Here is a 20,780-nt window from a genome sequence, read left to right as displayed (position 1 = left end):
GGAGCAGCGGCGACGGGCCGCGCGAGCGGCGTCTCCATCCGGCAGGCCGGATGGCCGGCGATGGGCCTTCGGGACGCGGACGCGGCGACGCCGACCGTCCTCTACACCTCGGCGGCCGTCCACGTTACGTCGCGATGACTGATGCCTGCCGCAGTGCGTACGCCATAGCGTCAGTGACGTCACCAAGAGGCCAAGCACCAAGAGGCCAAGCACCAAGACATCAAGCAATCAGCAACGAAAGCAGGACGTGTGCGCAAGCTCACCTACTACGTCGGTACCACCCTGGACGGATTCATCGCGGGCCCCGACGGCCAGTTCGACTTCTTCCCCTTCGAGGGCGACCTCGCCGCCGCGCTGCTGGCGGAGTACCCCGAGACGATCCCCGCCCAGGCGCGGGGGCCTCTGGGCCTGGACGGGGTCGCCAACCAGCGGTTCGACACGGTCCTGATGGGCCGAGCCACCTACGAGACCGGTCTCGCGACCGGTGTCACCAGCCCCTACCCGCACCTGAAGCAGTACGTCTTCTCCCGCACCCTGACCCAGCTCGACCCCGCCGTCGAGGTCCTCGCGACCGACCCGATGGCCTTCGTCCGCGACCTCAAGAAGCAGGACGGGGCGGGCATCTGGCTCTGCGGCGGGGCGAACCTCGCCGGGCAGCTGCTGGAGGAGATCGACGAACTGATCATCAAGCGCCACCCGGTCGTCATCGGCTCGGGCATACCGCTCTTCGACGCCCCGTTCCGCCCGGACGGCTTCAAGGTCACCGACTCCCGGGTCTTCAACACCGGCGCCGCCATCACCACCTATGCGAAGGAGACGAACATCCCGACACTGCTCCGCCCCACCACCGAGGCCGACCTCGACCGCGTCACCGCCGTGACGGTCGACGAACCTGTCGGCTGGATCCCCGCCGACCGGTACCTCGAGGAACTCCAGGAGGGCATGTACCGCCCGGAGTGGACCTGGATCGCCGAGCGGGACGGCCGGGTGGTGGCCCGCGCCCTGTGGTGGGGCCAGGCGACCAGCGAGCACCCCGTGGCGCTGGACTGCCTGTACGTCGACCCCTCGGTCTCCGACCGCGCGGCCCTCGGCGCCGAGCTGATCAGCGCCGGCCTGCGAGCCTTCGCCGAGCAGGGCGCGACCAAGCCCCCGCTCTACAACCTGACCCTGCCGAACGGCTGGCGCGAGGACCCGGCCACGGCCGCGGCCGCCGACTGGCGGCGGGATGCCGCGCTGGCGGCCGGACTGACCGATGTGGTCGAGCGGCTGCGCCTGGAATGGACACCCGAGGCCGGGCTCCCCGCCTCCCGTGGGCGACTCGTCTTCACCGAGGGCACGGACGAGGAGTTCCTCGACGTCTTCCGACGGATCGCGGTGGGCAGCCTGGACGGGGAAACCCGTCGGAACCTGGTGGCCATGGGTGCGGAGGCCACCGCCCGCGAGGAGATGGACTTCTACCTCAGCTGCCCGGGAGAGCGGTCGTGGTGGCGCATCGCCCGCACCCCCGACGGCCAGGTCGCCGGGCTGGCCCTGCCCTCCGCGACGCCGTACAACCGTAACGTCGGCTACCTGGGCGTCGTCCCCGAGCTGCGCGGGCAGGGCTACGTCGACGACGTACTCGCCGAGATCACCCGGGTGCAGGTGGAGGCGGGGGCCGAGCTGATCACCGCCACCACCGACACCGACAACGCGCCGATGGCCGCCGCCTTCGCGCGAGCCGGCTACCGGACCGCCCAGACCCGGCTGATCTGGTCGGCGCCGGAGCCGAGTTCCGCGTCATGAGGCGGGCCGCGTCATGAGGTCGATCGATTCGTGCGGCCGACCAGCTCATGAGGTCGACCGCCTCGTCCGGCCTTCCGCCTCGTCCGGCCTACCGCCTCAGGACGCCAAAAGGTCGGCGAGTTCGGTGCGGGAAGTCACCCCCAGCTTCGGGAACGCGCGATAGAGGTGGTGCCCGACCGTGCGCGGGCTCAGGAACAGCTGGGCGCCGATCTCCCGGTTGCTGGCGCCGGCCGCCGCCAGCCGTACCACCTCGCGCTCCTGCGGGCTCAGCACACTGATCGGCCCGTCCTCGCGAGCTGTCAGCCCGGTCTCCCCACCCGCGGCACCGAGTTCCGTCCGGGCCCGGTCGGCCCAGGGCCGGGCACCCAGCCGTTCGAAACCGTCGAGAGCGGCGCGCAACTGGTCCCGGGCGTCGATATGGCGGCGCAGGCGGCGCAACCACTCCCCGTACAGCAGCGCCGTACGAGCCCGCTCGTACGCGCTGCCGCCGCCCTCGTGCAGGGCCAGCGCCGCGACGAAGTGCTCCTCGGCCTCACCGTCCGGTCCGGTCAGGGCCTGGCAACGACGGGCCGCCGCGGCGAACCCGTCCCGCCCCAGCGCGGTCGCCCACTCCCCGAGCGACCGGACCGCGTCCGACGCCCGCTCCGGGCGACCGGCCCGTACGGCGGCCTCGATCAGATCCGGCAGGAGGGGCAGGCACAGCAGCGGGTGGGTCACCTCCCTGCCGGCCGTCTCCAACTGCTCCAGAGCCGCTTCCGCCCGGCCCAGGCCGAGTTCGAGCACGCCCCGCGCCCAGAGTGCGTCCGCCGTCCCGCGACCGACCCCGCGCGGGCGGGTGTACTCGAGGGCCTCGTCGGTCAACGTACGGACCCGCTCCTCCTCGCCCCGGACGGCGGCCGGCATCGCGAGGGCGGCACGCAGGTGGGCGGCTCGGTGGGCCAGGTCGTAGTACTCGGCCAGTTGGAGCGCCTCCACGGCCCGCACCGACACCTCGTCATGCCGGCCCAGCGACAGCTCCGTCTGGACCAGCAGGTGCAGCGCGGTGGGCAGCCAGCCGCTGACGCCCTGGTCGCGGCAGTGCGCGACGACTCCGGCAGCGACCTCCCGGGCCGCCGAGTGATCACCCGTCAGCTGCAGGTAGATCCCGGTCATCAGGCGGTCCATCACCCCATTGGCCGGGGTGTCCACGAGCGTACGGACCGCCTCCAACGCGCCGGGCACGTCACCGCCGAACAACCCGGCCGGTACGGCCAGCACCGGCAGGGTGGGGGAGCGGAGCGCGATCTCCTCGATCAGGGCGGCGTCCCCGGAGGAGAACGCCGCGTGGACCGCGTCGGTCAGCAGCGAAACCATCATGTCGGGGCGCTCGACGCCCGTCAGATCCGCGCTGTCGACCAGGATCCGAGCCGCCGTCCCCGGCCGTCGGTAGCCCAGCTCCACCACGGCCCGGGCGCGCGTGAAGCTCGCCGCCACACCAGGATCCTCCAGCGGCAGCGGCACCTGGTCGGCCAGCGCTCCGCACCGCTCGTCCTGTCCGGCATCCGCGGCCCGCTGCGCCGCCGACACCAGCCGCCGCGCCCGCACCTGCGGATTCGCGGAGAGCTGGGCGGCACGTTCGTACGCGGCGGACGCGGAGGCCATCGCCTGCCGACTGTCGGCCCACTCGGCGACCCGTTCCAGCTCCTCGGCGACGCCCTCGTCCGGGCCCGTCGACGCGGCGGCCAGGTGCCAGGCCCGCCGGTGGGCCTGGCCGGCCTCACCCAGCGCCTCGGCCAAGGCCCGGTGCGCGGCGATCCGCCGGGCGAGCGGGGCGCCCTGGTAGGCGGCGTACCGGACCAGCGGGTGCCGAAAGCGCAGCGCCTCCCCGGAGAGCAGCAGGAACCCGGCGCGCTCGGCCGGCTCCAGGTCCTCGACCGCGGAGCCGAGCCGACCCGCGGCACGCAGCACCACGGTGAGGTTCCCCGTGTCGTCGGCGGCGGCCACCAGCAGCACCACCTGAGCGGCCTCGGGAAGTCGCCGGAGCTGCTCCAGGAACCCGTCCTGGAGCCGGACCGGCAGCCCGGCGGCCGCCTCGGGCAGCGCGGACGGGCCCAGCCGGCCGGCACGTTGGGCGGGAGTGAGCGCGGCCGACAACTCGATCAGGGCCAAGGGGTTGCCCCGGGCCTCCTCGATGAGGCGGTCCACGACGTACGGCGGCAGGCCCGGCACCAACTCGGCCGCGTCCGCCCGGTCCAGCCCCTCGACCAGCAGGTGGGGCAGCCCCTTCACGGCGGCACCGGGAGCTCCGTCGCGGACGGCGAAGATCATCACCACCCCCTCCGCGCGCAGCCGGCGCGCGGCGAAGGTCAGCATGTCCACCGACGGCTGGTCGAGCCACTGCGCATCGTCGACCAGGCACAGCAGCGGGCCGTCGGCCGCGGCCTCCGACAGGAGGGTGAGAACCGCGAGTCCGACGCTGAACCGATCGCGCACGCCGTCACTGCTCAGGCCGAACGCCGACCGTAGCGCGGCCGCTTGGGGCTCCGGCAACGCCTCGACCAGATCCATCACCGGCAGGAAGAGCTGGTGCAGGCCACCGAAGGCCATCTCCATCTCCGACTCGATGCCCTCGACCCGCAACACCCGCGCGCCGTCCGCGCGTCCGGCCGCGTGATCGAGCAGTGCGGTCTTCCCGATGCCCGCCTCTCCGTGCACCAGCAGGACACCACTCGTCCCCTGGCGGGCGTCCGCGAGCAACCGCTCGATCCGCTCCCGCTCCGCGTACCGCCCCCGCACGACCAACTCCGCCCTCGCGTACCGACCACCCGCCGGGACCCGACGGGCCGCGCGACAGACTCCGGAGACTAACCCGACGATCATCACCCCACCCACACCAGGGCCTGCCCGGCGGCGTCCGGGTGGTCCGTGCCGCACGTAGCCCGCCGGCGCTGCTCCTCGCGACTGCTCCGGCGCTGCCCTACGAGGGGCGGCGGGCGGGAAGCTCCACGTCCGGCCGGACGCACCACGCGAAGGCCCGTCTGACAGCACCCGACGAAGCCGAGGCCCCTGACCGGTCCCGGGGTGGGGGTCCGGCAGGGGCTGTTCGGCTGCGTGTGTGACCGTGCGCGAGGGGTCGAGCGCGGAGTGCTGAGGGGGTTCTACTTCGGGGCCGGGGCCGGGGCAGGGGCAGGGGCAGGGGCAGGGGCAGGGGCGGGGGCCTTGCCCGTCTCCCTGTCCGGGGCCGCCGGGTCGGTCTTGGCGGCGGGCTTTTCGGGCTTGTGTTCGCAGTAGACCTTGCCCTGGTAGAACTTGCAGCCGGGCATGTTCTCGACGTCGCGGACCTTGTTCTTCTTGCCCTGGTGCTTCTGGTTCTTCTTGTCCTTGTCGTTGTGTCGTTGGTTGTTCCGGTGGTCGTTCTTGGTGTGGTCGACCTGTCCGGTGGCGGCGTGCTGGGTCGTCGGTGCGGTGGTGGTGGCGGCGAAGGCGCTGGTGGGGATCAGCGTGCCACCTCCGACGATCGCGGCCGAGACGGCGAGCATCGCGTATCGCTGCTTCCGGGAGGTGCGGACCATGGGAGTGACTCCTGTGCGAGGTGGTGGGGGGAGGGGCTCGGTTCCAGAGACTGTGGGGCGGTATGTCCCGTTTTGCTCTCTGGTTAAAAGACTGACCCCGGGACTTCATGAAGCTGTCCGCCGACTGTCACAGGCGCGTGACAGGCCCCCGCGCCTCCCGGCTCAGGACAGCCGGAGGGTGAGTCGGGCATTCACGCAGCAGTCGCCCACCTGTGCGCGCGAGCCTGTCGGCGCAACTCGGCCCAGGTGCCGCGCGAGCCGCCGGGTGCCGTCCAGTAGGGGTGCGCGTGGAGTCGGCAGGACAGCATGATCAGGCGCCGCCGGAGCGGCGTACGGCCGGTCCCCGCGGGCACCCTAGCCAGCGCCGTATAGGTGTCGAGCCACGCGACCTGGAGCGCGACCAGGTCCTCGGGGAAGCGGAAGGATTCCATCCACCAAGTGAAACATGTGTTCGAATATCTGCGCGAGTCACGCAGGGGCCACCCCGTTTGAGCTTGTGTGCCACGAAGCCGAGAACGTACGCCTTGTCGTCCGGATCCACCGGCTCGTGGCTGAGCACGGTGAGACACGTCCGGCGCCACGCGGTGTCCGGCCAGGCGGAGCACGAGGGCCGGTTCTGGCCCCGAACCGCCGTCGCCGATACCGGGCACCGTCGCCGGCGCGGCTCCTCAGTCTTACTCCTCGTGTCACTCCGCGGACGTGATCTGCCAGGTGCCGTGGCGTACGTCGAGCGTCGCGGTGAGATCGGCCTGCTGCGGGAACGGGACGCCGAGCCGCCACCGGTCCGGCAGGGCAGCCAGCGCGATGGTGACCAGATCCTCGGCGACGTTGCCCAGGGCTCCGATCCAGTGGGGTGCGGTGGTGATCAGCTGCTCGGGTAGCCAGAGCCCGGGCTCGGGAACCCGCGCGAAGGGTTCCTCCGCGCGTTCGGCGAGGACGGAGCCTGCCAGCAGGGTCAGCAACCGTGCCAGGACCGCGGCCGGGAGGCCAGGGTCGCGGGTCTCCAGCAGCACATAGCAGTCGTCGTGGCCGGAGAACCAGACCCGGGAGTCTCCGAGGCGGCTCAGGACCGGCTCATCGACGCCGGTCGTGCCGATCACGAGGGCGAGCTCGTCGAGCCCTTCCGCGGTCGCATCGGCGGGCATGTCGATCAGAGTCAGCTCGTACGGCGACCAGGTGCCGTCCAGGAGACGGGGCAGGCGGTCGCGGTCCAGCACCAGGAACTCCTCGCCGAGTCCGTTCGTGCCGGCCGCCCAGGATCCGAGGGGGTGGACCGTGCACGGCACGCCGAGCTCGGCCGCGATCAGCCCGGGCTGTAGCGGATGCCAGTCCTCATCCAGGTAGGAGTTGGTCTCCAGCGACACCACGGCCACCGCGTCGCCCGCCACGTCCACGAGCAAGTCGACCAGCTCGCTCGCCTGAGCCGCACCGGCGACCATCCGCCACAGCCCCTCGGCCTCGCTGACGCTGAAGCTCAAGGGGAACGGACTGCGCTCCACGCCGACACTGTTCACGCTGAACGCGCCGTGCTGCCCGACCTCGATCACTGCCCCACCCCAGAGAGCCCGCCAGGCGCTACCGCCCGGTCCGCACGCATCAATCATCACCGGTCAGCGCGGCGGATCCACCACGGCCGGCCACCCCGTGCGCGACAGACGGCCCTTGCGCACGCCGGTCGGCCCATGTCCGCGCCAGTTGCCCTACGGGCCGCACCTGCCCCTGGCCGGTGGAGCGCGAGATGTACGGTTTTCCGCCGCTCGGTGATGGGTGGTGTGGAGAGGCTGCGATCCTCGACCGGAGCGGGAACGCCCCGTGACCTCGGTGGACCGATGTCACGGGGCGTTCCTCGGGCCCGGCAGGCGTCCGGGCGGCTGCGGATTCCGGCGGCCGACTACCGGCTACCGGCTGAGCGACCGCAGCGCCGCCGCGTCGTACGGCTTCAACTCGTCGAAGCGGTTGCCGAGGACCTTCGCCGCCCAGTGCGGGTCCTGGAGCAGCGCCCGGCCGACGGCGACCATGTCGAACTCGTCGCGCTCCATGCGGTCCAGGAGGTTGTCGATGTCGCCGAGCGCCGCACCCTCGCCGGCGAAGGCGCGGAGGAAGTCGCCGTCCAGGCCGACCGAGCCGACGGTGATGGTCGGCCGTCCGGTGAGCTTCTTGGTCCAGCCGGCCAGATTCAGGTCCGAGCCCTCGAACTCCGGGATCCAGTAGCGCCGGGTGGAGGCGTGGAAGACGTCGACGCCGGCCGCCGCCAGCGGGGCCAGGATCGCCTCCAGCTCCTCCGGCGTCTCGGCGAGCCGGGCGTCGTAGGCCTCCTGCTTCCACTGCGAGTAGCGGAAGATCACCGGGAAGTCGGACGCGACGCGCTCGCGGACCGCCGCCACGATCTCCGCGGCGAACTTCGTACGGGCCACCGCGTCGCCGCCGTACGCGTCGGTGCGGCGGTTGGTCCGCTCCCACAGGAACTGGTCGAGCAGGTAGCCGTGGGCACCGTGCAGTTCGACGCCGTCGAAGCCGATCCGCTCGGCCTCCGCGGCGGCGTCGGCGAACGCGCCGATGACGTCGTCGAGGTCGGCGCTGGTCATCGCCTTGCCGGTCCCCTCGGTGCCGTCGACGCGGATGCCGGAGGGGCCGACGGCGGGCGCGTCGGCGTACGGTGCCTCGCCGTGCTTGCGCACCATGCCTATGTGCCACAGCTGGGGCACGATCGTGCCGCCCGCCTCGTGCACGGCGGCGGCCACCTTCGCCCACCCCGCCAGCTGGTCCTCGCCGTGGAATCGCGGCACCCGGTCGCTCTGACCTGCGGAATCGTGGCCGACGTAGGTGCCCTCGGTGACGATCAGGCCCACGCCCGCGGCGGCCCGGCCGGCGTAGTACGCCTGCACGTCCTCGCCGGGCACACCGCCGGGGGAGAACATCCGCGTCATCGGAGCCATCGCGATGCGATTGGGCACGGTCAGGCCGTTCAACGTGACGGGCCGGGACAGGATCTCGGCCGCGCGGGAGGCGGTGGACGTGGTGACGGTCATGCGGGTCCTCCGGGTGGAAGCTGTGGCTCGTCGGGTGGCAACGAGAAATGCATAGTACACATGCTATGTATCATGCATATTGCCGCGTCGATCCGGGCGGAGGTCCACCGGGCCACGGGTCGGCGATAATGGACCGTCGGAAGGAGCGGGAGGCGTAGTGCTGGAAAAACTGGAGCGGGAGCTGATGCTGCTCTCGCGGCACCAGGTGCTTGCCCGGCGCGAACGCGACCCCGAACGCCTGGAGCGGTCGGCATACCTGCTGCTCAGTCGGATCGACACGCAAGGCCCCATGTCCATAGGACAGTTGGCGGAGGCCTTCGGGCTCGACACCTCGACCGTGAACCGCCAGACGGCCGCGCTGCTGCGCTGCGGACTGGCCGAGCGCGTCGCGGACCCGGACGGCGGCATGGCCCGCAAGCTCCGCATCACCGTCGAAGGCGGGCGGCGGCTCGCCGGAGACCGCGAGGTGAATCAGTCCTGCCTGGCGCGGGTGGTCGCCCACTGGTCCCCCGAGGAAGTACGGGAGCTGGAGGACGTCCTGGTCCGGCTCAACCGCAGTGCCGAGGCCCTCGAAGGACGGTACTGGCCGCGCACGGAGGAAGACGACACCCGCCCCGCATGCCGACCGCCGGTTCCGCAGGAACCCGCGACCCCCGCCGCCCCGTAGAGCGCCCGTCCTGCGGGTGGTTCGCGGCGCCGGCGAGCTGTGGACGGTCTTCGGGTGCGTGTGGGCCGGCGGGCCGGCACGTCAGAGGCCCCGGCGCCACTGGGGCCGCCGGGGTCCTTGTCCGTTCGAACCGAGGGGTCGTTCGTACGCCGGGCGATCAAGTGATCGTCTGCGAGGTCCCGTCGGGCAGCGTGCAGGTCGACGCGGCATAGGGACGTGCCGTGACCTGTCCGCCCGCGGCCGTGCATTCGTCTCGGGTGATGTTCGGAGACGAGGCGGCTTCCGCGCTGACAGCGCCGAGGGCGCTCGTGCCGGCAAGGGTTGCCGCGGCCAGGGCGAGGCCCAGGATTCTTCGCATTCGCATGACTTCCTCCTCCTCGCAGGCGCCTTCGTCGGCCTTCGGGAGGACCAATATCCGGGCGATGGCGCCCTTCTACTCAGCATGGTCGCTCCGCGTCGGGCGCGCGAGGCGGGGGTGGAGCCGCGCCCGGCGGTGACCGCTCGATCCCGGAGAGGAACACCGGAGAGGAACAGGTAGGCCGCCATGCCCATGACCTCCGGTCGGGAAGGGCGCTCGTCGTGTCGGTGCGGCGGAGGTCCTACGACGTTGAGGACAGGGTCTTCCCCGTGGGGATTTCGAAGACGAGAAGCACGCCGGCGGACGTCGCCCGGACCGCGCGCTGACCGCCGAAGGTCAGGCGAGGGGCTGCTACGAGGCGGAGCCACCGGACGACGGCGGATTTCCGCGGCGCGAGGTCGTCGAGAAGCGCCGGTTCACGTGGTGCGCTTCGAGCCCACCAACTCGCGTGCATGAGGCTCCGGGCTCGGGGCAGGCGGGAGGCCAGGTGAAGGAAGGGCGTCGAGAGGAAGCATTCGCCGCCCACGGTCGACCGGAGGAGTTGTTTCGCGTGACTGAGCATGTGTGGGGTTTCAAGTCGACGTCCGGCTATCTGGTCGGTACCGATATGGCCGGTTTCGAGGTCGAGGCGACCGACGGGACCGTCGGCAAGGTCGACAGGCACTCCGACGAGGTCGGTGACGCCTATCTGGTGGTGGACACGGGAGTATGGATCTTCGGCAAGGAGGTCCTGCTCCCGGCGAGCGTCGTGGTCCGTATCGACGCCGCCGAGCGGAAGATCTACGTAGACCGCACGAAGGGCCAGATCAAGGACGCCCCGGAGTTCCATCGCGACCACCACCTCGGTGACGCCGGCTACCGCGAGGACCTGGGTACGTACTACGGCACCGGCGCCCCCTTCGGCGGCCGCCCGGCCTGAACCGGAACGGTCCGGCGCAGGCCCGGGGTGCGGGCCGGTATCCGGGAAGGGGCCCGAACTCGACGAGTTCGGGCCCCTTCCCCGTTCCCTGCCGCGAGCGGCTCGGGTAGGCGCGTGGGCGACGGCGTCGCGCACGAAGAACGGCGCGGTCGGGTTTGATCGGAACTGACCGCTCGGCTGGAACGTTCGCCTACGATCGTCGGCCGGTCCGGCGTGGCGGTCGCCCGCCGTAGCAGCTGCGGGCCCGCCCCTACGGTCTGCCCGAGCAGGGCTCCTGCGCACGGCTGCTCCGTGCCCTGGGGCACGGGGCACGGGTCGAAGGTGCCGCGATGGCGGCGATCCTTGAGGGCGCGGGGGAGCCAGGCGTTGGTCGGTGGACGCCGGCGGACGAAGAACTCGCAGCCGTGAAGCAGCAGATGGGGGTGCCCGTGAACGACGTGCAAGAGGAACTGTGTTGGGCGGGTCCCGCCATGGTGACCGTGTTCGTCATCGGCGCAGGCAACGACCCGCTGCCGTCGCAGGCCTTCGACGTCGCTGGACTGGTGCCTGACCAGGTGTACCCCTTCGTGCTGGAGGAGCAACCGCCGGAGATCGCTGCGCTCGGCCTCATCTCGTACGACCTCACCTTCCACACACCCTCACTCGACCTGCACTCCTATACGCGCGAGGTCCTGCGCCGCCTGTGCGCCGACGGGCGGGCCGTGGCCTGGGCCGGTTACGAGGGGTCGTTCCACTACGACCACCTCCTCACCGAGGACATCGCCCACATGCTCTACGGGCACTGCGTGAGCGGCGCCGAACCCGTGACCTCCTGGGACCGGGCCACACTGCGCAGCGCTGCCTGGAAGGAGGGCCTGGCCGAGGCCCGCTCGGCTCTGGTAGCCCTGATGTCCCGGCCCTGAGCCGACCGATGCAGCGGGAGCCTCCGGTCGGCCGCTCGCGTGCCCGGCGTCGTGAAAGGCTGCGGTATGTCATCTCACCTGCGGTACTTCTTCGAGTACGGCGTCGATACGCCGTTGTGGCCCGGCCCCTCGCACACGCCCGCCCTCGACAGCCCGTACGGACACCCCTGCGCGCCGGAGAGACTGCCCGTCACCGCCTGCACCGCGGCCGAACTCACGCGGCTCGCCGACCTCTACCAGTCCTCACTCGACTGGGGCCACCCGGCGGGCCCCTCGCCCTGGACCGCGGAGCAGTGGGAGTCGTTCCGACGCGCAGCCGACGTGGCGCTGGGGGAGTTGCGCCGCGAGCTCGGTGACGGCTGGACCGTCGAGGATCGACGGGGCTGAGCGGGCAAGCCGGCTGCGCCACGGCCCGACTGCCGGCGGTCCGGCGGCGACAACGCCGAAGTGGCGTGGCGTACTACAGAGCCTCTCGCTGCCTCTCGACGTACGCCGCCAGGTTGGCCGGCGACGAAGCGATCCCGGCCTCGTGGACCGCCTGGTCGATGCCGGGCGGCACGTCCGTCGCGGTGACGGTCACATCGGTCCCGGCCGCGACGTCGGTCAGCTGCCAGGCCAAGGTCATGGTGCCCGCGTACGCCGCGTCGTCGGACTCGAACACGGCCCGCTGTACGACGCGTTCCGGCGGCGTCAGAGCGGCGAAGTCGACGTCGACCACGTCCGTGGCGTCCGAGGTCTTGCCGGGAGCGCCGGCGGCGTCGAGGTAGGTCAGGACCATCCGGAAGCCTCCCCCGGGTCGGGGATCCCAGCGTTCGATCCGCCCGCGCATTCCGTCCGGCGGTAGCCAGTTCTCCAGGGACTCACGGTCGACGAGCGCCGCGTACACGGCGGCCGGTGGTGCCGCGATCACCCGGCCTGCGCGGTCTGTCCTGCCCATGGTTCGATCCTAGGCGGTCACGTGCCCTACTGGCCTGTGCCGTTCCCCCGCGCCGTGCCGTGCCGGTCCGCAAGCTCGCGGTCATCCGTTGTCACGGCCGAGGGCCCGCCGCAGCGTGATGCCGTAACTCGTACGCAGCCGGCGCAGCTCCCACACGGAGAGCGCGGTCACCGAGAGCGGCGGCGCCACCAGGAAGAGGACGCGGACGGCGAGCGGGGCGTCAACAGGTGCGTCGTCGAAGAGTTGGACCAGGAAAAGGCACCAGACCAGCACGGGCGAGAGCAGCGGCGGGAGCACCTCGTGGACGTCGGCGGTGCGGAAGGCGTGGTGGACGCAGAGCACGGCGGAGGCGAGCGCGAACGGGAAGAGGAAGAGCCCGGCGAGCGCCCCCAGCGGGCCGATCATGCTCGCGTACGGCAGGCCGAAGGACATCACCAGGACGGTGGCGAAGAGCGACCCGATGGCGGTCGCCGGACCGCGCAAGCGGCCCCGGTAGAACACCGGCCCCGGCGGCCGGGCGGAGAACACGAAGGCGGCGAGGCCGAGCGGGCCGATGACGAGCAGGAGTCCGGCGCTGACCAGGACTTCCGTGAACTTGTCGTCGACGACCCCGCCGGCCCCCTCGCGCAGCGGGTAGGCCAGCACCAACCAGAGTCCGGCCAGCAGGCCGATGGCGGTACGGGCGATCTGGGCGAGCCGGATCGCGTCGTCGACGATCCGGTCGGGCCGGGTGGGCCGGTGGATCCGCGCCGCGAGCACGAACGGCGCCCGCACCACCCGAACCCAGCCGGGCCTGCGCTCCTCGGTCCCGGAAGCGGGCCCGGGCACGGGCGCGGGCGGACGCCGGTATGAACTCATGGTGCTCTCCCCCGAATCGATGATGATCAAGGCATGGTAGAAGCGCCATGATCCATTGCCCAACCCGGCGGGTGTCCTCGGCAGTTGGTTGCGTACCTGCCCGCGGATCGCAGGGAGAGCCGCGCCTCACTGTGGCGAAGGACGCCGAGGAACGGGGTGCCGAGGGCCGTTCCGATGGGTGGGAAGCGGTCGAGGGGCGACGTGTTCGTGTTCGGCCTCTCCTGCGAGCGGTCCGTCGCCTGGGATCGAACGCGTGGCCGAACTTACCGACCGGTGGGAGGCGCGCGTCTGGCGCTGCCCGGAGGCCAAGACGCTGCCGACGCCGTGCCCGTCCTCCGGGCCCCGCACTGCACACCCCGCACTGGTTCCAGCGGGCCGACCACCTGCAGGCGCGCGTGGCGATCGACCCGACCGGCCCGGCCGACGCCCACACCGAGTCGCTATGGGACTGCGAGAAACGGGCAAGGTTGCTCGGCATGGCCTCGGCATCGCTTCGGCACCCCGTCAACCCCGGGCTGCGGAACGAATCGCCGTGCCGTGCGACTACCGATCGGGACTCCCGAGGTACGGGCAGGCCGTGACCTTCCCCGCGACCGGACCCGGACGGCCCACGCCCGCGCCGGCCTGAGCCGCTACGCGCCCGGTGGACGGTACCGAACCCCCTCGGCCTTGCGCAGGGCGTCCAGGGTTTCGTCAACGGTCAGGAGGACCGTCGTCTCGAACGAAGCGAGCGCGCCGCCTCCACCGATCGCCAGTGCGACCGCGGCCATGGACACGTTGTCGGGGGCCTCCCACAGGTTGTAGCCGTCATGCGTGCCGAAGGCGTACCAGAAGCCGTGGAGCTTGCCGCCGACGGACTCGATGTACGCCTGCGCGGCCTTCGAGCGATCCTCGGGGTGGATGATCAGCCTCGCCCACGTCTCCGGTGTGTAGCTGAACCTGGACAGATAGAGCGGCATCAGGTCTCCCTTTCGTTCCACCGAGGGATGCCCCGATGGGACGGGAGACGCTTCGGTCGAGGCCTGCGGATCCCCCGAACGACTTCCTCACCTGCCTCCACCCGCACGCACCCCGTGGGAAGCGCGCTCGGTTTGCGGTGTCACCACGGTGAAGAGGGCCCCGTCGGGATCCGCGAGAACGACCCACCGGCTCACGCTGGACGTATGCACGGGCGATGCGGTCCTGCCGCCCAGCCTGGTCGCGGCCTCGATCACCGCCTCCAGGTCGGGCACGCGGAAGTGGACGTGCCAGCGGGGACGGACCTCCGGGTCCGGTGCCGCTTCGAGCGCGCCGCCGCTGATGCGGGCCACGGTGTCGCGCCCGTGGCGCAGGACGACGTGGGCGTGCTCGTACGAGACCGCGCAGCAGCCCGGGCGCGATCCGGCCCAGTCGAGGACCTCTCCGTAGAAGATGGCCGCCGCGAACGCGTCCCGCGTCCGCAGTTCCAGCCACGCGGGCGCGCTTCCCCGGCCCACCGACCAGTCGGGGACGACCTCGCCCTGCCAGAAGCCGAAGACGGCCCCCGCGGGGTCAGCCGCCAAGGCGATGCGGCCGGTGCCGAAGGCCACGGGGCCGACCGCCATGGTGGCGCCGCGTTCGAGGATCCGGGCGGCGGTCAGGTCGGCGTCCTCGACGGCGAAGTACGGCGTCCACAGCACCGGCGCGCCGGTACTCCCCGCCAGGGACCCGATGCCCGCCACGGGGGCTCCGTCACGGAACGCGACCATGATGCCGGCCCCGAGGTGGGTGGGCCGGAAGTCCCAGCCGAGTACGCCGGCGTAGAACCGCTGTGTGGATTCGAGATCCCGGGCCAGCAGGCTGACCCAGCACGGCGCACCGAAGATCTCGTGGCTCGAAGTCGACACAGCTGTCAGCCTCATCTGCCGTTGACGTGGGACGGGACCCTTCCACGGTAGACCGGGCGGCGGCACTGGGCCGCGAGGCGCGGTGCGAACCGGGCCGGTGTTTGGTCGGCGGCAGGGCGGGCAGCCGCGTCGGCACAGACGGAAGGTCTCCGTGACGGGTCCCACGTGTCGCGGTGCGGTCCGTGACCGGTCGGTCGTCAGCAACGCGACGGGTCACCCCTACCGGGAGGAGTTGTTTCGCGTGACCGAACATGTGTGGAGCTACCAGCCGGCGTCGGGCCACCTGACCTGGGCCGATCTCACCGGGTACAAGGTCGAGGCGACCGACGGCGCCATCGGGAAGGTCGACAAGCACTCCTACGACCTGGGCGACGCCTACCTGGTCGTCGACACCGGTGTGTGGATCTTCGGCAAGGAAGTCCTCCTCCCGGCGAGCACCGTGTCCCGGATAGACCTCCAGGAGGAGAAGGTCTACGTCAACGCCACCAAGGACCGGATCAAGAACGCCCCCGAGTTCCACCAGGACAAGCACCTGCGTGACCCCGCCTACCGGGCGGAACTCGGTGACTACTACAGCGCCGGCGGGCTGAGCGGCGACGGCCCGGTCGGCAGCCACCGCGCCTGACAGCCCGAGTGACCGAGTGACCGAGCGGTCGAGGGTCCGGGCCTTGGCCCAGGCCCTGTCCGCCGCTTCGGCAGGCCGCGACGCGGAGGCATTTCTCGCCCGGCTGCTCAGCCGCAGAAAATGAGCGGGGAACCGATTAACTCGGATTTTCAGGGTAGACGCTGCATAAGACGCCCGGCGGACCCAACGGTTCCGTCGAATTCCGAAGCAGGAACGAGGACATCATGATTCTTGTCGGGCTCATTCTGTTGATCGTGGGATTCCTCACCGGGATATCCATCCTGTGGACGATCGGGGTCATCCTGCTCGTGGTGGGCGCGGTGCTGTGGATCCTCGGCTCGGTCGGGCACGCGGTCGGCGGTCGTCGCCACTACTACTGATCGGCAGGTTCCGCGCCGTACACGTGACGTCGGGGGCGTGCGGACCACGGCCCCCGGAATTTCCGTCGGCGAGATATTCGGGTCAACAGCCGGGTAAGACAGTCGGGTGAAAGACGAAAGGTAAAAGGAAAACGTCGTTCCCCTTTCGTTCGTTCGTTCCGAATCCCAAGGAGTGATCAGCTGTGTCGGACAAGGAGAAGGGCCGCGCCAAGGCCGAGCAGGCCAAGGGAAAGCTCAAGGAGACAGCAGGTCGCGCGGTGGGCAACGAGAGCCTGACCGCGGAGGGCCGGGCCGAGAAGGCCAAGGGTGACGCCCGCCAGGCCAAGGAGAAGATGAAGGATGTCTTCAAGCGCTGACGCGCACCGGCATTTCCGCCGAGGTCCCGCACCCACCCAGGGCGCGGGACCTCGGCGTATGAACGGCGGCGTCCTCCGTGGTGGCGGATGCACGGAGCCGCGATACATGTGAACGTGAGACGGCAAGGTTTCCGCGGGTGCGCGCGGCATCGGGGCGCTCACCGCGAACGCGGCCACCTGTATCGATCTGAACCCGGGAGCGATGGGCGGCGGCGGAATGCGAAGCGTGGGCGTGGAGGAAGAGCTGTTCCTGGTGGACGCCGACACCGGTGAGCCGCTCGCCGTGTCGGGTGCGGTCCTGGCGGCGGCGGACCACTGCACAGGGGAGTGCTCCAAGGGCGGGGGAGTGAAGGAGCACGTCTTCGAGAAAGAGCTCCAGAGGGAGCAGGTGGAGTTCGGCACCAAGCCGGTGACGGAGATGGGCGAGCTCCAGGAGGAGATCGTCCGGTGGCGTACGGAGGCGGCGCGGCACGCCGCGGCCGCCGGAGCCCGTGTGGCGGCCCTCGGTACCTCGCCCCTGCACGTACGGCCCTCGCGCAGCGCCGGACCGCGGTACGAATGGATCGCCGAGCAGTTCGGTCTGACCGCGCAGGAGCAGCTGACCTGCGGATGCCATGTCCACGTCTCGGTCGAGTCGGACGAGGAGGGGGTGGCCGTCCTGGACCGGATCCGCCCCTGGCTCGCCGTACTGATCGCGATGAGCGCGAACTCTCCGTTCTGGCAGGGTACGGACAGCGGGTACGGAAGCTACCGGAGCCGGGTGTGGAACCGCTTGCCCTCGGCCGGGCCGGTGGACGCCTTCGGGTCCGCCGACCGCTACCACGAGCAGGTTCGCGCGATGGTGGACACCGGAGTGCTGCACGACGAAAGAATGATCTACTTCGACGCCCGCCTGTCGGCCGCCTATCCCACGGTGGAGATCCGGGTCGCGGACGTGTGCCTGCAGGCCGGGACCACGGTGCTCATGGCCGCTCTCGTCCGTGCGCTGGTCGAAACGGCTGCCCGCGCCTGGCGGGCCGGGGAGCCGCCGGCGCGGGTCGATACGGGGCTGCTGCGGCTGGCCGGCTGGCGGGCCGGGAAGTCAGGACTGGACGGGCCTCTGCTGCATCCCCTGACGATGCGCGAGACCGCTCCCGTCGCCGCCGTGCAGGCCCTCCATGAGCACGTGCGCCAAGCGCTCGTCGATCACGGCGACGAGAAGCGGGTGAGTGCGGAGATCGCGAACCTTTTGGAACGGGGCAACGGAGCCCGCGTCCAGCGTGCGTTGCTGGGCGAGCGGGGCGATCTCGCAGCCATGGTCCTTGCCTGCGCGGACACCACCACGGCCGCACCGGCCTTCTGAGGCCGCTCGCCGCTCTCCGCTCGCTGTTCGCCGCTCGGCGCGCCGCTCAGCCGGCTCCGACCGTCCAGGGCCTTCGTACCGTGACGCCGCCCTGTGTTCGCCGGGCCGTTGCGCGCGTGCGCAGGCGCCCGCGCACGGACGTCACCGGCGGTCGGGCTGCCATGGCGGACCGTCAGCGGAGCACGCGTACACGGCCGTCGGCAGGGTAAGCGCGCCCGCATGACATGGAGGCAAGCGCTGCGGCGTCGTGAGGTGTCCGACGACAACGAGAAGACCGTGAAGCCGGAGAGAGTCGCGAGGCTCGAGAGGGTTGAGCCGCCCGAGAGGGTCGAGAAGGCGGAGAAAGCCGAGAAGACCGCGGGATCCGAGGGCACGGCCGTGGCGGCCGGCAGCAGGCGACGACCTCCGGTACATCCGGTCGTCCGGGCGCTCGCCATGGTGATCGCCTTCGTCGGGACCGTCCTGTTCGGTGTGGTCCTGGCCCGGCTGACACTGGAACCGTCCGCCGCCTCGGCGGCCCTCGTCCACAGCAATGTCCGACCCGGCCATTCGATCAGCGCCTATCTGGACGGGACCTCGACGATCGAGGCGGTGCGACAGCTGGGCGGAAACCTGCTGATGGGCGTGCCGTTCGGGGTGCTCCTGCCGGTCCTGCTGCCGCCGGCCCGGGGTCTGTTGCGGGTCGCCGTGGTGACCGTCGCCCTGATGACACTGGTGGAGCTCACCCAGGGCGCCTTGGTCACCGGACGCGTCTTCGACATCGACGACGTCATCCTCAACACGTCCGGAGCGCTCCTCGGGTACCTGTTCATCGGCCTGCGGCTGGGGCGGGCCGTACACCCCCGCCGCAGGCACTGGTGGCACCGCTGAACCCCGAGGAGCGGGGCGGCGGCGGCCCCGCCGCCGGCCCGGATCAGACCTCGCGCCACCGGGCCATGGCCCAGGAGAACGCCCCGAAGAGCATCAGCCCGAGGGCGACCGCGACCAGCAGCCACGGTCCCGCAGGCGTCAGGGTGAACGACCTCAGGGTGTCGTCCATGCCCTTCGCCTGCGCGGGGTCGTAGCGCACAGCCGCGTACACGACGAAGCCGCCGGCCGCCGCGAACAGGGCGCCCCGGGCCAGGCCGCCACCCACCCCGAGGACATCGACGGCCTTGCGCCACCGCGCCGAGACCCCGCCCATGGCGAGATGCTTGCGGAAGCTGCGGCGCGCCGCCTGCACCGCGATGACCACGCCCGCGACGGCGATCCCGATCCCGGCCGCACCCACCAGCCACCGGCCGGCGGGCAGCTCCATCGCCCGGGCCGTCAGATCGCGGGACTGCTGATCTCCGGAGCGGCCGCCCCCGCCCGTCGCGAACGACAGGACGGAGAAGGCGACCGCCGCGTAGAAGACCGTCCGGCCCGCCGAGGCCAGCCGCTTCATCGGCTTACCGCCGTCGGGTCCGGCAGCGCCGAACACCGCCTCCGACAGGCGCCACAGCATCATGCCGACGAGCCCGATGCCCACCGCCCAGACGAGGACGTGACCGAAGGGCTTTCCCATCAGCTCCTGGAGGGCGCCCTGACGGTCGGCCTCCTTGCCCCCGGAATCACCGAAGGCCACGCGCAGGGCCAGCAGCCCGATCAGCGCGTACAGCACGCCGCGGGCCAGTAGCCCGCAGCGCGCCGTGACCTCTCGGGCCCCGCCACCGCGGGACGCGGCCCGGACGCCTCTACTCGCGCGACCCTCGACCATCGCGGTCAGACCTCGCCCCGCCAGGCGCCCGTCTCGCTTCCACGGGACTCGATATACAGCTTGAACCGCTTCAGATCGCCGGCCACCTGCCGCTTGACGAAGCCGAGCTTGTCGGCGGCGCTTTCGGCCAGCCCGTCCGGCACCCAGTTCATGTGCAGCACGACCTTGGTGGTGGTCGCGTCGATCGGCTGGAAGGTCACCAGTCCGGCCTGGCGCGCCTCCCCGTCCACCGTCATCCACGCGACGCGGCGGTCCGGGAGCTGCTCGGTGATCTGCGCGTCGAACTCACGCTGCACACCGTTCACGTTCGTCACCCAGTGGGTGAGGGTGTCCGTGCGCTGATGGATCCGTTCGACCCCCTCCATGAAGATGGGGAACTCCTCGAACTGCGTCCACTGGTTGTAGGCCGTCCGCACCGGAACGTTGACCTCGACGTATTCCTCGACGTGCGACATGTGTATCCCTTCGGTGTCGTCGTCGGCGGCCCCGCCCCGCATCCCGCGATGCCGGTAACCGCCGTCAGGACCCTTCAGGGCCCGGCTACCCGACCCCGGGCGGTGCATGCGCCGCGCCGGTCCGCCTCGTGTCACCACCTGTCCGCCTCATGCCGAGGTGCTTCGACGCCGATGACCGGGGTACCCGCCCAGCGGACGACGAGGTGGGAGCGGGTGGAAGGTGGGGTCGTGCCGGAGACGGAACTGGACGCGTTCGCCGAAATCCTGAACGGTCCCATGTACGTGGTCACCGTGGCGGCCGCGGGCGAGCGGTCGGGTTGTCTCGTCGGCTTCGCCTCGCAGTGTTCGATCAGGCCACCGCGTTTCGTGGTGTGGCTGTCCGTGCGCAACCACACCTACCGTGTGGCCCGCGGCGCCTCGCACCTCGCGGTGCACGTGCTGGATCGCGACCGGTGTGGGCCGGCCGAACTGTTCGGTGGCGAGACCGGCGACGAGGTGGACAAGTTCGCACAGGTCGACTGGCGGCCCAGCGCCGACGGCAGTCCGCTGCTGACCGGAGCGCGTGCGTGGTTCGTCGGCCGGATCGAGACCCGGATCGACGGAGGCGACCACGTGGGCTTCCTGCTGTCGCCCACCGAGGTCTCCCCACCGGTGCGGACCGCGCCCGCGCTGCTGCGGTACGACGATGTCAAGGACATCGACCCCGGGAAGCCGGCCTGACCCCGTCGCGTGAACGCCGGGCCCTTCGGGGGCGGGGTCAGCACACGCAGGACCGCGGCCGCACGCGGAGCCCGGGGGGACGGGACACCGGCGTGCGGCCACGGATCTCGGCGAGTCGCCGCCCCGCTCGAAACGGCGACTCGCCGACACTCACGCGTCTGGCCCCGAATCGAAGGCTCAAACAGCCCGAAGCAAAGTAATTCGTAGTGTGGGTGTCGTGTCGTGTCGTGTCCTGTCGTGCCGCAGCCAGGCCCGCCCGACAGCCTGGAGTGCTTCTCCTGGATCCGTCCGTCGGA

Annotated in this window: 23 protein-coding genes; 11 read left to right on the top strand and 12 right to left on the bottom strand. The window is 71.3% G+C overall.

The features are described 5' to 3' along the window. Positions 1–249 precede the first annotated feature (249 nt). Complete coding sequence (locus BCL76_RS40415; RefSeq protein WP_309136875.1) at positions 250–1,782, top strand: dihydrofolate reductase family protein; 1,533 nt, start codon at positions 250–252, stop codon at positions 1,780–1,782. A gap of 96 nt (positions 1,783–1,878) precedes the next feature. Here BCL76_RS40415 and BCL76_RS32220 read toward each other — a convergent pair whose 3' ends face one another. From BCL76_RS32220 to BCL76_RS32200, 5 genes are all read right to left on the bottom strand, one after another. Further along, positions 1,879–4,557: an ATP-binding protein gene (locus BCL76_RS32220; RefSeq protein ID WP_219933997.1), complete on the bottom strand. Its 2,679-nt coding sequence runs from the start codon at positions 4,555–4,557 to the stop codon at positions 1,879–1,881. Between the two features lie 362 nt (positions 4,558–4,919). Then, positions 4,920–5,333, bottom strand: coding sequence for a hypothetical protein (locus tag BCL76_RS38660; RefSeq protein WP_146228466.1), 414 nt, complete (start codon positions 5,331–5,333; stop codon positions 4,920–4,922). Positions 5,334–5,524: 191 nt separating this feature from the next. Next, positions 5,525–5,764 (bottom strand): hypothetical protein, encoded by a 240-nt coding sequence (locus BCL76_RS32210; RefSeq protein ID WP_109782882.1) that lies wholly within the window; start codon positions 5,762–5,764, stop codon positions 5,525–5,527. 255 nt (positions 5,765–6,019) lie between these two features. After that, positions 6,020–6,880 carry a hypothetical protein gene (locus tag BCL76_RS32205; RefSeq protein ID WP_109782881.1) on the bottom strand — a complete coding sequence of 287 codons (861 nt, stop codon included), beginning with the start codon at positions 6,878–6,880 and terminating at the stop codon, positions 6,020–6,022. A 351-nt stretch (positions 6,881–7,231) separates the two neighbouring features. Continuing rightward, on the bottom strand, positions 7,232–8,362 hold the full coding sequence (locus BCL76_RS32200) for an NADH:flavin oxidoreductase (RefSeq protein ID WP_109782880.1): 1,131 nt from the start codon (positions 8,360–8,362) through the stop codon (positions 7,232–7,234). Positions 8,363–8,546: 184 nt separating this feature from the next. Between BCL76_RS32200 and BCL76_RS32195 the strand changes: the two genes are divergently transcribed. Further along, complete coding sequence (locus BCL76_RS32195; protein WP_258310033.1) at positions 8,547–9,029, top strand: MarR family winged helix-turn-helix transcriptional regulator; 483 nt, start codon at positions 8,547–8,549, stop codon at positions 9,027–9,029. A gap of 157 nt (positions 9,030–9,186) precedes the next feature. On the opposite strand, the gene BCL76_RS32190 is transcribed toward BCL76_RS32195, so the two are convergent. Beyond that, on the bottom strand, positions 9,187–9,387 hold the full coding sequence (locus BCL76_RS32190; protein WP_258310024.1) for a hypothetical protein: 201 nt from the start codon (positions 9,385–9,387) through the stop codon (positions 9,187–9,189). A gap of 550 nt (positions 9,388–9,937) precedes the next feature. Between BCL76_RS32190 and BCL76_RS32185 the strand changes: the two genes are divergently transcribed. The 3 genes from BCL76_RS32185 (at position 9,938) to BCL76_RS32175 (ending at position 11,595) form a co-directional block, all read left to right on the top strand. Then, positions 9,938–10,306, top strand: coding sequence for a PRC-barrel domain-containing protein (locus BCL76_RS32185; RefSeq protein WP_109782879.1), 369 nt, complete (start codon positions 9,938–9,940; stop codon positions 10,304–10,306). 428 nt (positions 10,307–10,734) lie between these two features. Further along, positions 10,735–11,208, top strand: a complete 474-nt coding sequence (locus BCL76_RS32180; RefSeq protein WP_146228465.1) for a hypothetical protein — start codon at positions 10,735–10,737, stop codon at positions 11,206–11,208. A 66-nt stretch (positions 11,209–11,274) separates the two neighbouring features. Continuing rightward, a complete protein-coding gene (locus tag BCL76_RS32175) occupies positions 11,275–11,595 on the top strand; it encodes a hypothetical protein (RefSeq protein WP_109782877.1) in 321 nt (106 codons plus the stop codon). 73 nt (positions 11,596–11,668) lie between these two features. Here BCL76_RS32175 and BCL76_RS32170 read toward each other — a convergent pair whose 3' ends face one another. The 4 genes from BCL76_RS32170 to BCL76_RS32155 all read right to left on the bottom strand — a co-directional run bounded on the left by BCL76_RS32170 (position 11,669) and on the right by BCL76_RS32155 (position 14,817). Beyond that, entirely contained in the window at positions 11,669–12,145 is a 477-nt protein-coding gene (locus BCL76_RS32170) for an SRPBCC domain-containing protein (protein ID WP_109782876.1), read from the bottom strand. Positions 12,146–12,226: 81 nt separating this feature from the next. Then, positions 12,227–13,003: a hypothetical protein gene (locus BCL76_RS32165; RefSeq protein WP_146228464.1), complete on the bottom strand. Its 777-nt coding sequence runs from the start codon at positions 13,001–13,003 to the stop codon at positions 12,227–12,229. 632 nt (positions 13,004–13,635) lie between these two features. After that, entirely contained in the window at positions 13,636–13,962 is a 327-nt protein-coding gene (locus BCL76_RS32160; protein ID WP_109782874.1) for a GYD domain-containing protein, read from the bottom strand. Positions 13,963–14,049: 87 nt separating this feature from the next. After that, positions 14,050–14,817 (bottom strand): VOC family protein, encoded by a 768-nt coding sequence (locus BCL76_RS32155; RefSeq protein WP_109782942.1) that lies wholly within the window; start codon positions 14,815–14,817, stop codon positions 14,050–14,052. A 292-nt stretch (positions 14,818–15,109) separates the two neighbouring features. On the opposite strand from BCL76_RS32155, the gene BCL76_RS32150 reads away from it, so the two are divergent. From BCL76_RS32150 to BCL76_RS32135, 5 genes are all read left to right on the top strand, one after another. Beyond that, positions 15,110–15,493, top strand: coding sequence for a PRC-barrel domain-containing protein (locus BCL76_RS32150; protein ID WP_109782873.1), 384 nt, complete (start codon positions 15,110–15,112; stop codon positions 15,491–15,493). Between the two features lie 224 nt (positions 15,494–15,717). Then, positions 15,718–15,873: a DUF6131 family protein gene (locus BCL76_RS39245; RefSeq protein ID WP_181382819.1), complete on the top strand. Its 156-nt coding sequence runs from the start codon at positions 15,718–15,720 to the stop codon at positions 15,871–15,873. Between the two features lie 182 nt (positions 15,874–16,055). Then, entirely contained in the window at positions 16,056–16,229 is a 174-nt protein-coding gene (locus tag BCL76_RS32145; RefSeq protein ID WP_109782872.1) for a CsbD family protein, read from the top strand. 217 nt (positions 16,230–16,446) lie between these two features. Continuing rightward, on the top strand, positions 16,447–17,571 hold the full coding sequence (locus BCL76_RS32140) for a glutamate--cysteine ligase (protein ID WP_109782941.1): 1,125 nt from the start codon (positions 16,447–16,449) through the stop codon (positions 17,569–17,571). 219 nt (positions 17,572–17,790) lie between these two features. Further along, positions 17,791–18,441 carry a VanZ family protein gene (locus BCL76_RS32135; protein WP_258310023.1) on the top strand — a complete coding sequence of 217 codons (651 nt, stop codon included), beginning with the start codon at positions 17,791–17,793 and terminating at the stop codon, positions 18,439–18,441. A gap of 43 nt (positions 18,442–18,484) precedes the next feature. Here the strand turns inward: BCL76_RS32135 and BCL76_RS32130 are convergent, their stop codons facing one another. Together BCL76_RS32130 and BCL76_RS32125 are read right to left on the bottom strand one after the other, a co-directional pair. Beyond that, entirely contained in the window at positions 18,485–19,309 is an 825-nt protein-coding gene (locus tag BCL76_RS32130; RefSeq protein ID WP_109782871.1) for a DUF1206 domain-containing protein, read from the bottom strand. A 5-nt stretch (positions 19,310–19,314) separates the two neighbouring features. Continuing rightward, entirely contained in the window at positions 19,315–19,764 is a 450-nt protein-coding gene (locus BCL76_RS32125; protein ID WP_109782939.1) for an SRPBCC family protein, read from the bottom strand. A gap of 276 nt (positions 19,765–20,040) precedes the next feature. Between BCL76_RS32125 and BCL76_RS32120 the strand changes: the two genes are divergently transcribed. Next, positions 20,041–20,484 carry a flavin reductase family protein gene (locus BCL76_RS32120; RefSeq protein ID WP_258310032.1) on the top strand — a complete coding sequence of 148 codons (444 nt, stop codon included), beginning with the start codon at positions 20,041–20,043 and terminating at the stop codon, positions 20,482–20,484. Positions 20,485–20,780 lie beyond the last annotated feature (296 nt).

This window comes from Streptomyces sp. CG 926 (assembly GCF_003148825.1).
Classification (GTDB): domain Bacteria; phylum Actinomycetota; class Actinomycetes; order Streptomycetales; family Streptomycetaceae; genus Streptomyces.
This window is presented reverse-complemented; position numbering and strand designations above follow the sequence as displayed.

What these genes read in the sequence shown, in the direction of transcription:
- BCL76_RS32165 (WP_146228464.1), bottom strand. Translation starts at nt 13,003, where the DNA reads ATGAGTTCATACCGGCGTCCGCCCGCGCCCGTGCCCGGGCCCGCTTCC.
- BCL76_RS39245 (WP_181382819.1), top strand. Translation starts at nt 15,718, where the DNA reads ATGATTCTTGTCGGGCTCATTCTGTTGATCGTGGGATTCCTCACCGGG.
- BCL76_RS32190 (WP_258310024.1), bottom strand. Translation starts at nt 9,387, where the DNA reads ATGCGAAGAATCCTGGGCCTCGCCCTGGCCGCGGCAACCCTTGCCGGC.
- BCL76_RS32125 (WP_109782939.1), bottom strand. Translation starts at nt 19,764, where the DNA reads ATGTCGCACGTCGAGGAATACGTCGAGGTCAACGTTCCGGTGCGGACG.
- BCL76_RS32200 (WP_109782880.1), bottom strand. Translation starts at nt 8,362, where the DNA reads ATGACCGTCACCACGTCCACCGCCTCCCGCGCGGCCGAGATCCTGTCC.
- BCL76_RS32140 (WP_109782941.1), top strand. Translation starts at nt 16,447, where the DNA reads ATGCGAAGCGTGGGCGTGGAGGAAGAGCTGTTCCTGGTGGACGCCGAC.
- BCL76_RS32170 (WP_109782876.1), bottom strand. Translation starts at nt 12,145, where the DNA reads ATGGGCAGGACAGACCGCGCAGGCCGGGTGATCGCGGCACCACCGGCC.
- BCL76_RS32160 (WP_109782874.1), bottom strand. Translation starts at nt 13,962, where the DNA reads ATGCCGCTCTATCTGTCCAGGTTCAGCTACACACCGGAGACGTGGGCG.
- BCL76_RS32120 (WP_258310032.1), top strand. Translation starts at nt 20,041, where the DNA reads ATGTACGTGGTCACCGTGGCGGCCGCGGGCGAGCGGTCGGGTTGTCTC.
- BCL76_RS32130 (WP_109782871.1), bottom strand. Translation starts at nt 19,309, where the DNA reads ATGGTCGAGGGTCGCGCGAGTAGAGGCGTCCGGGCCGCGTCCCGCGGT.
- BCL76_RS32195 (WP_258310033.1), top strand. Translation starts at nt 8,547, where the DNA reads ATGCTGCTCTCGCGGCACCAGGTGCTTGCCCGGCGCGAACGCGACCCC.
- BCL76_RS32210 (WP_109782882.1), bottom strand. Translation starts at nt 5,764, where the DNA reads ATGGAATCCTTCCGCTTCCCCGAGGACCTGGTCGCGCTCCAGGTCGCG.
- BCL76_RS32135 (WP_258310023.1), top strand. Translation starts at nt 17,791, where the DNA reads ATGACATGGAGGCAAGCGCTGCGGCGTCGTGAGGTGTCCGACGACAAC.
- BCL76_RS38660 (WP_146228466.1), bottom strand. Translation starts at nt 5,333, where the DNA reads ATGGTCCGCACCTCCCGGAAGCAGCGATACGCGATGCTCGCCGTCTCG.
- BCL76_RS32175 (WP_109782877.1), top strand. Translation starts at nt 11,275, where the DNA reads ATGTCATCTCACCTGCGGTACTTCTTCGAGTACGGCGTCGATACGCCG.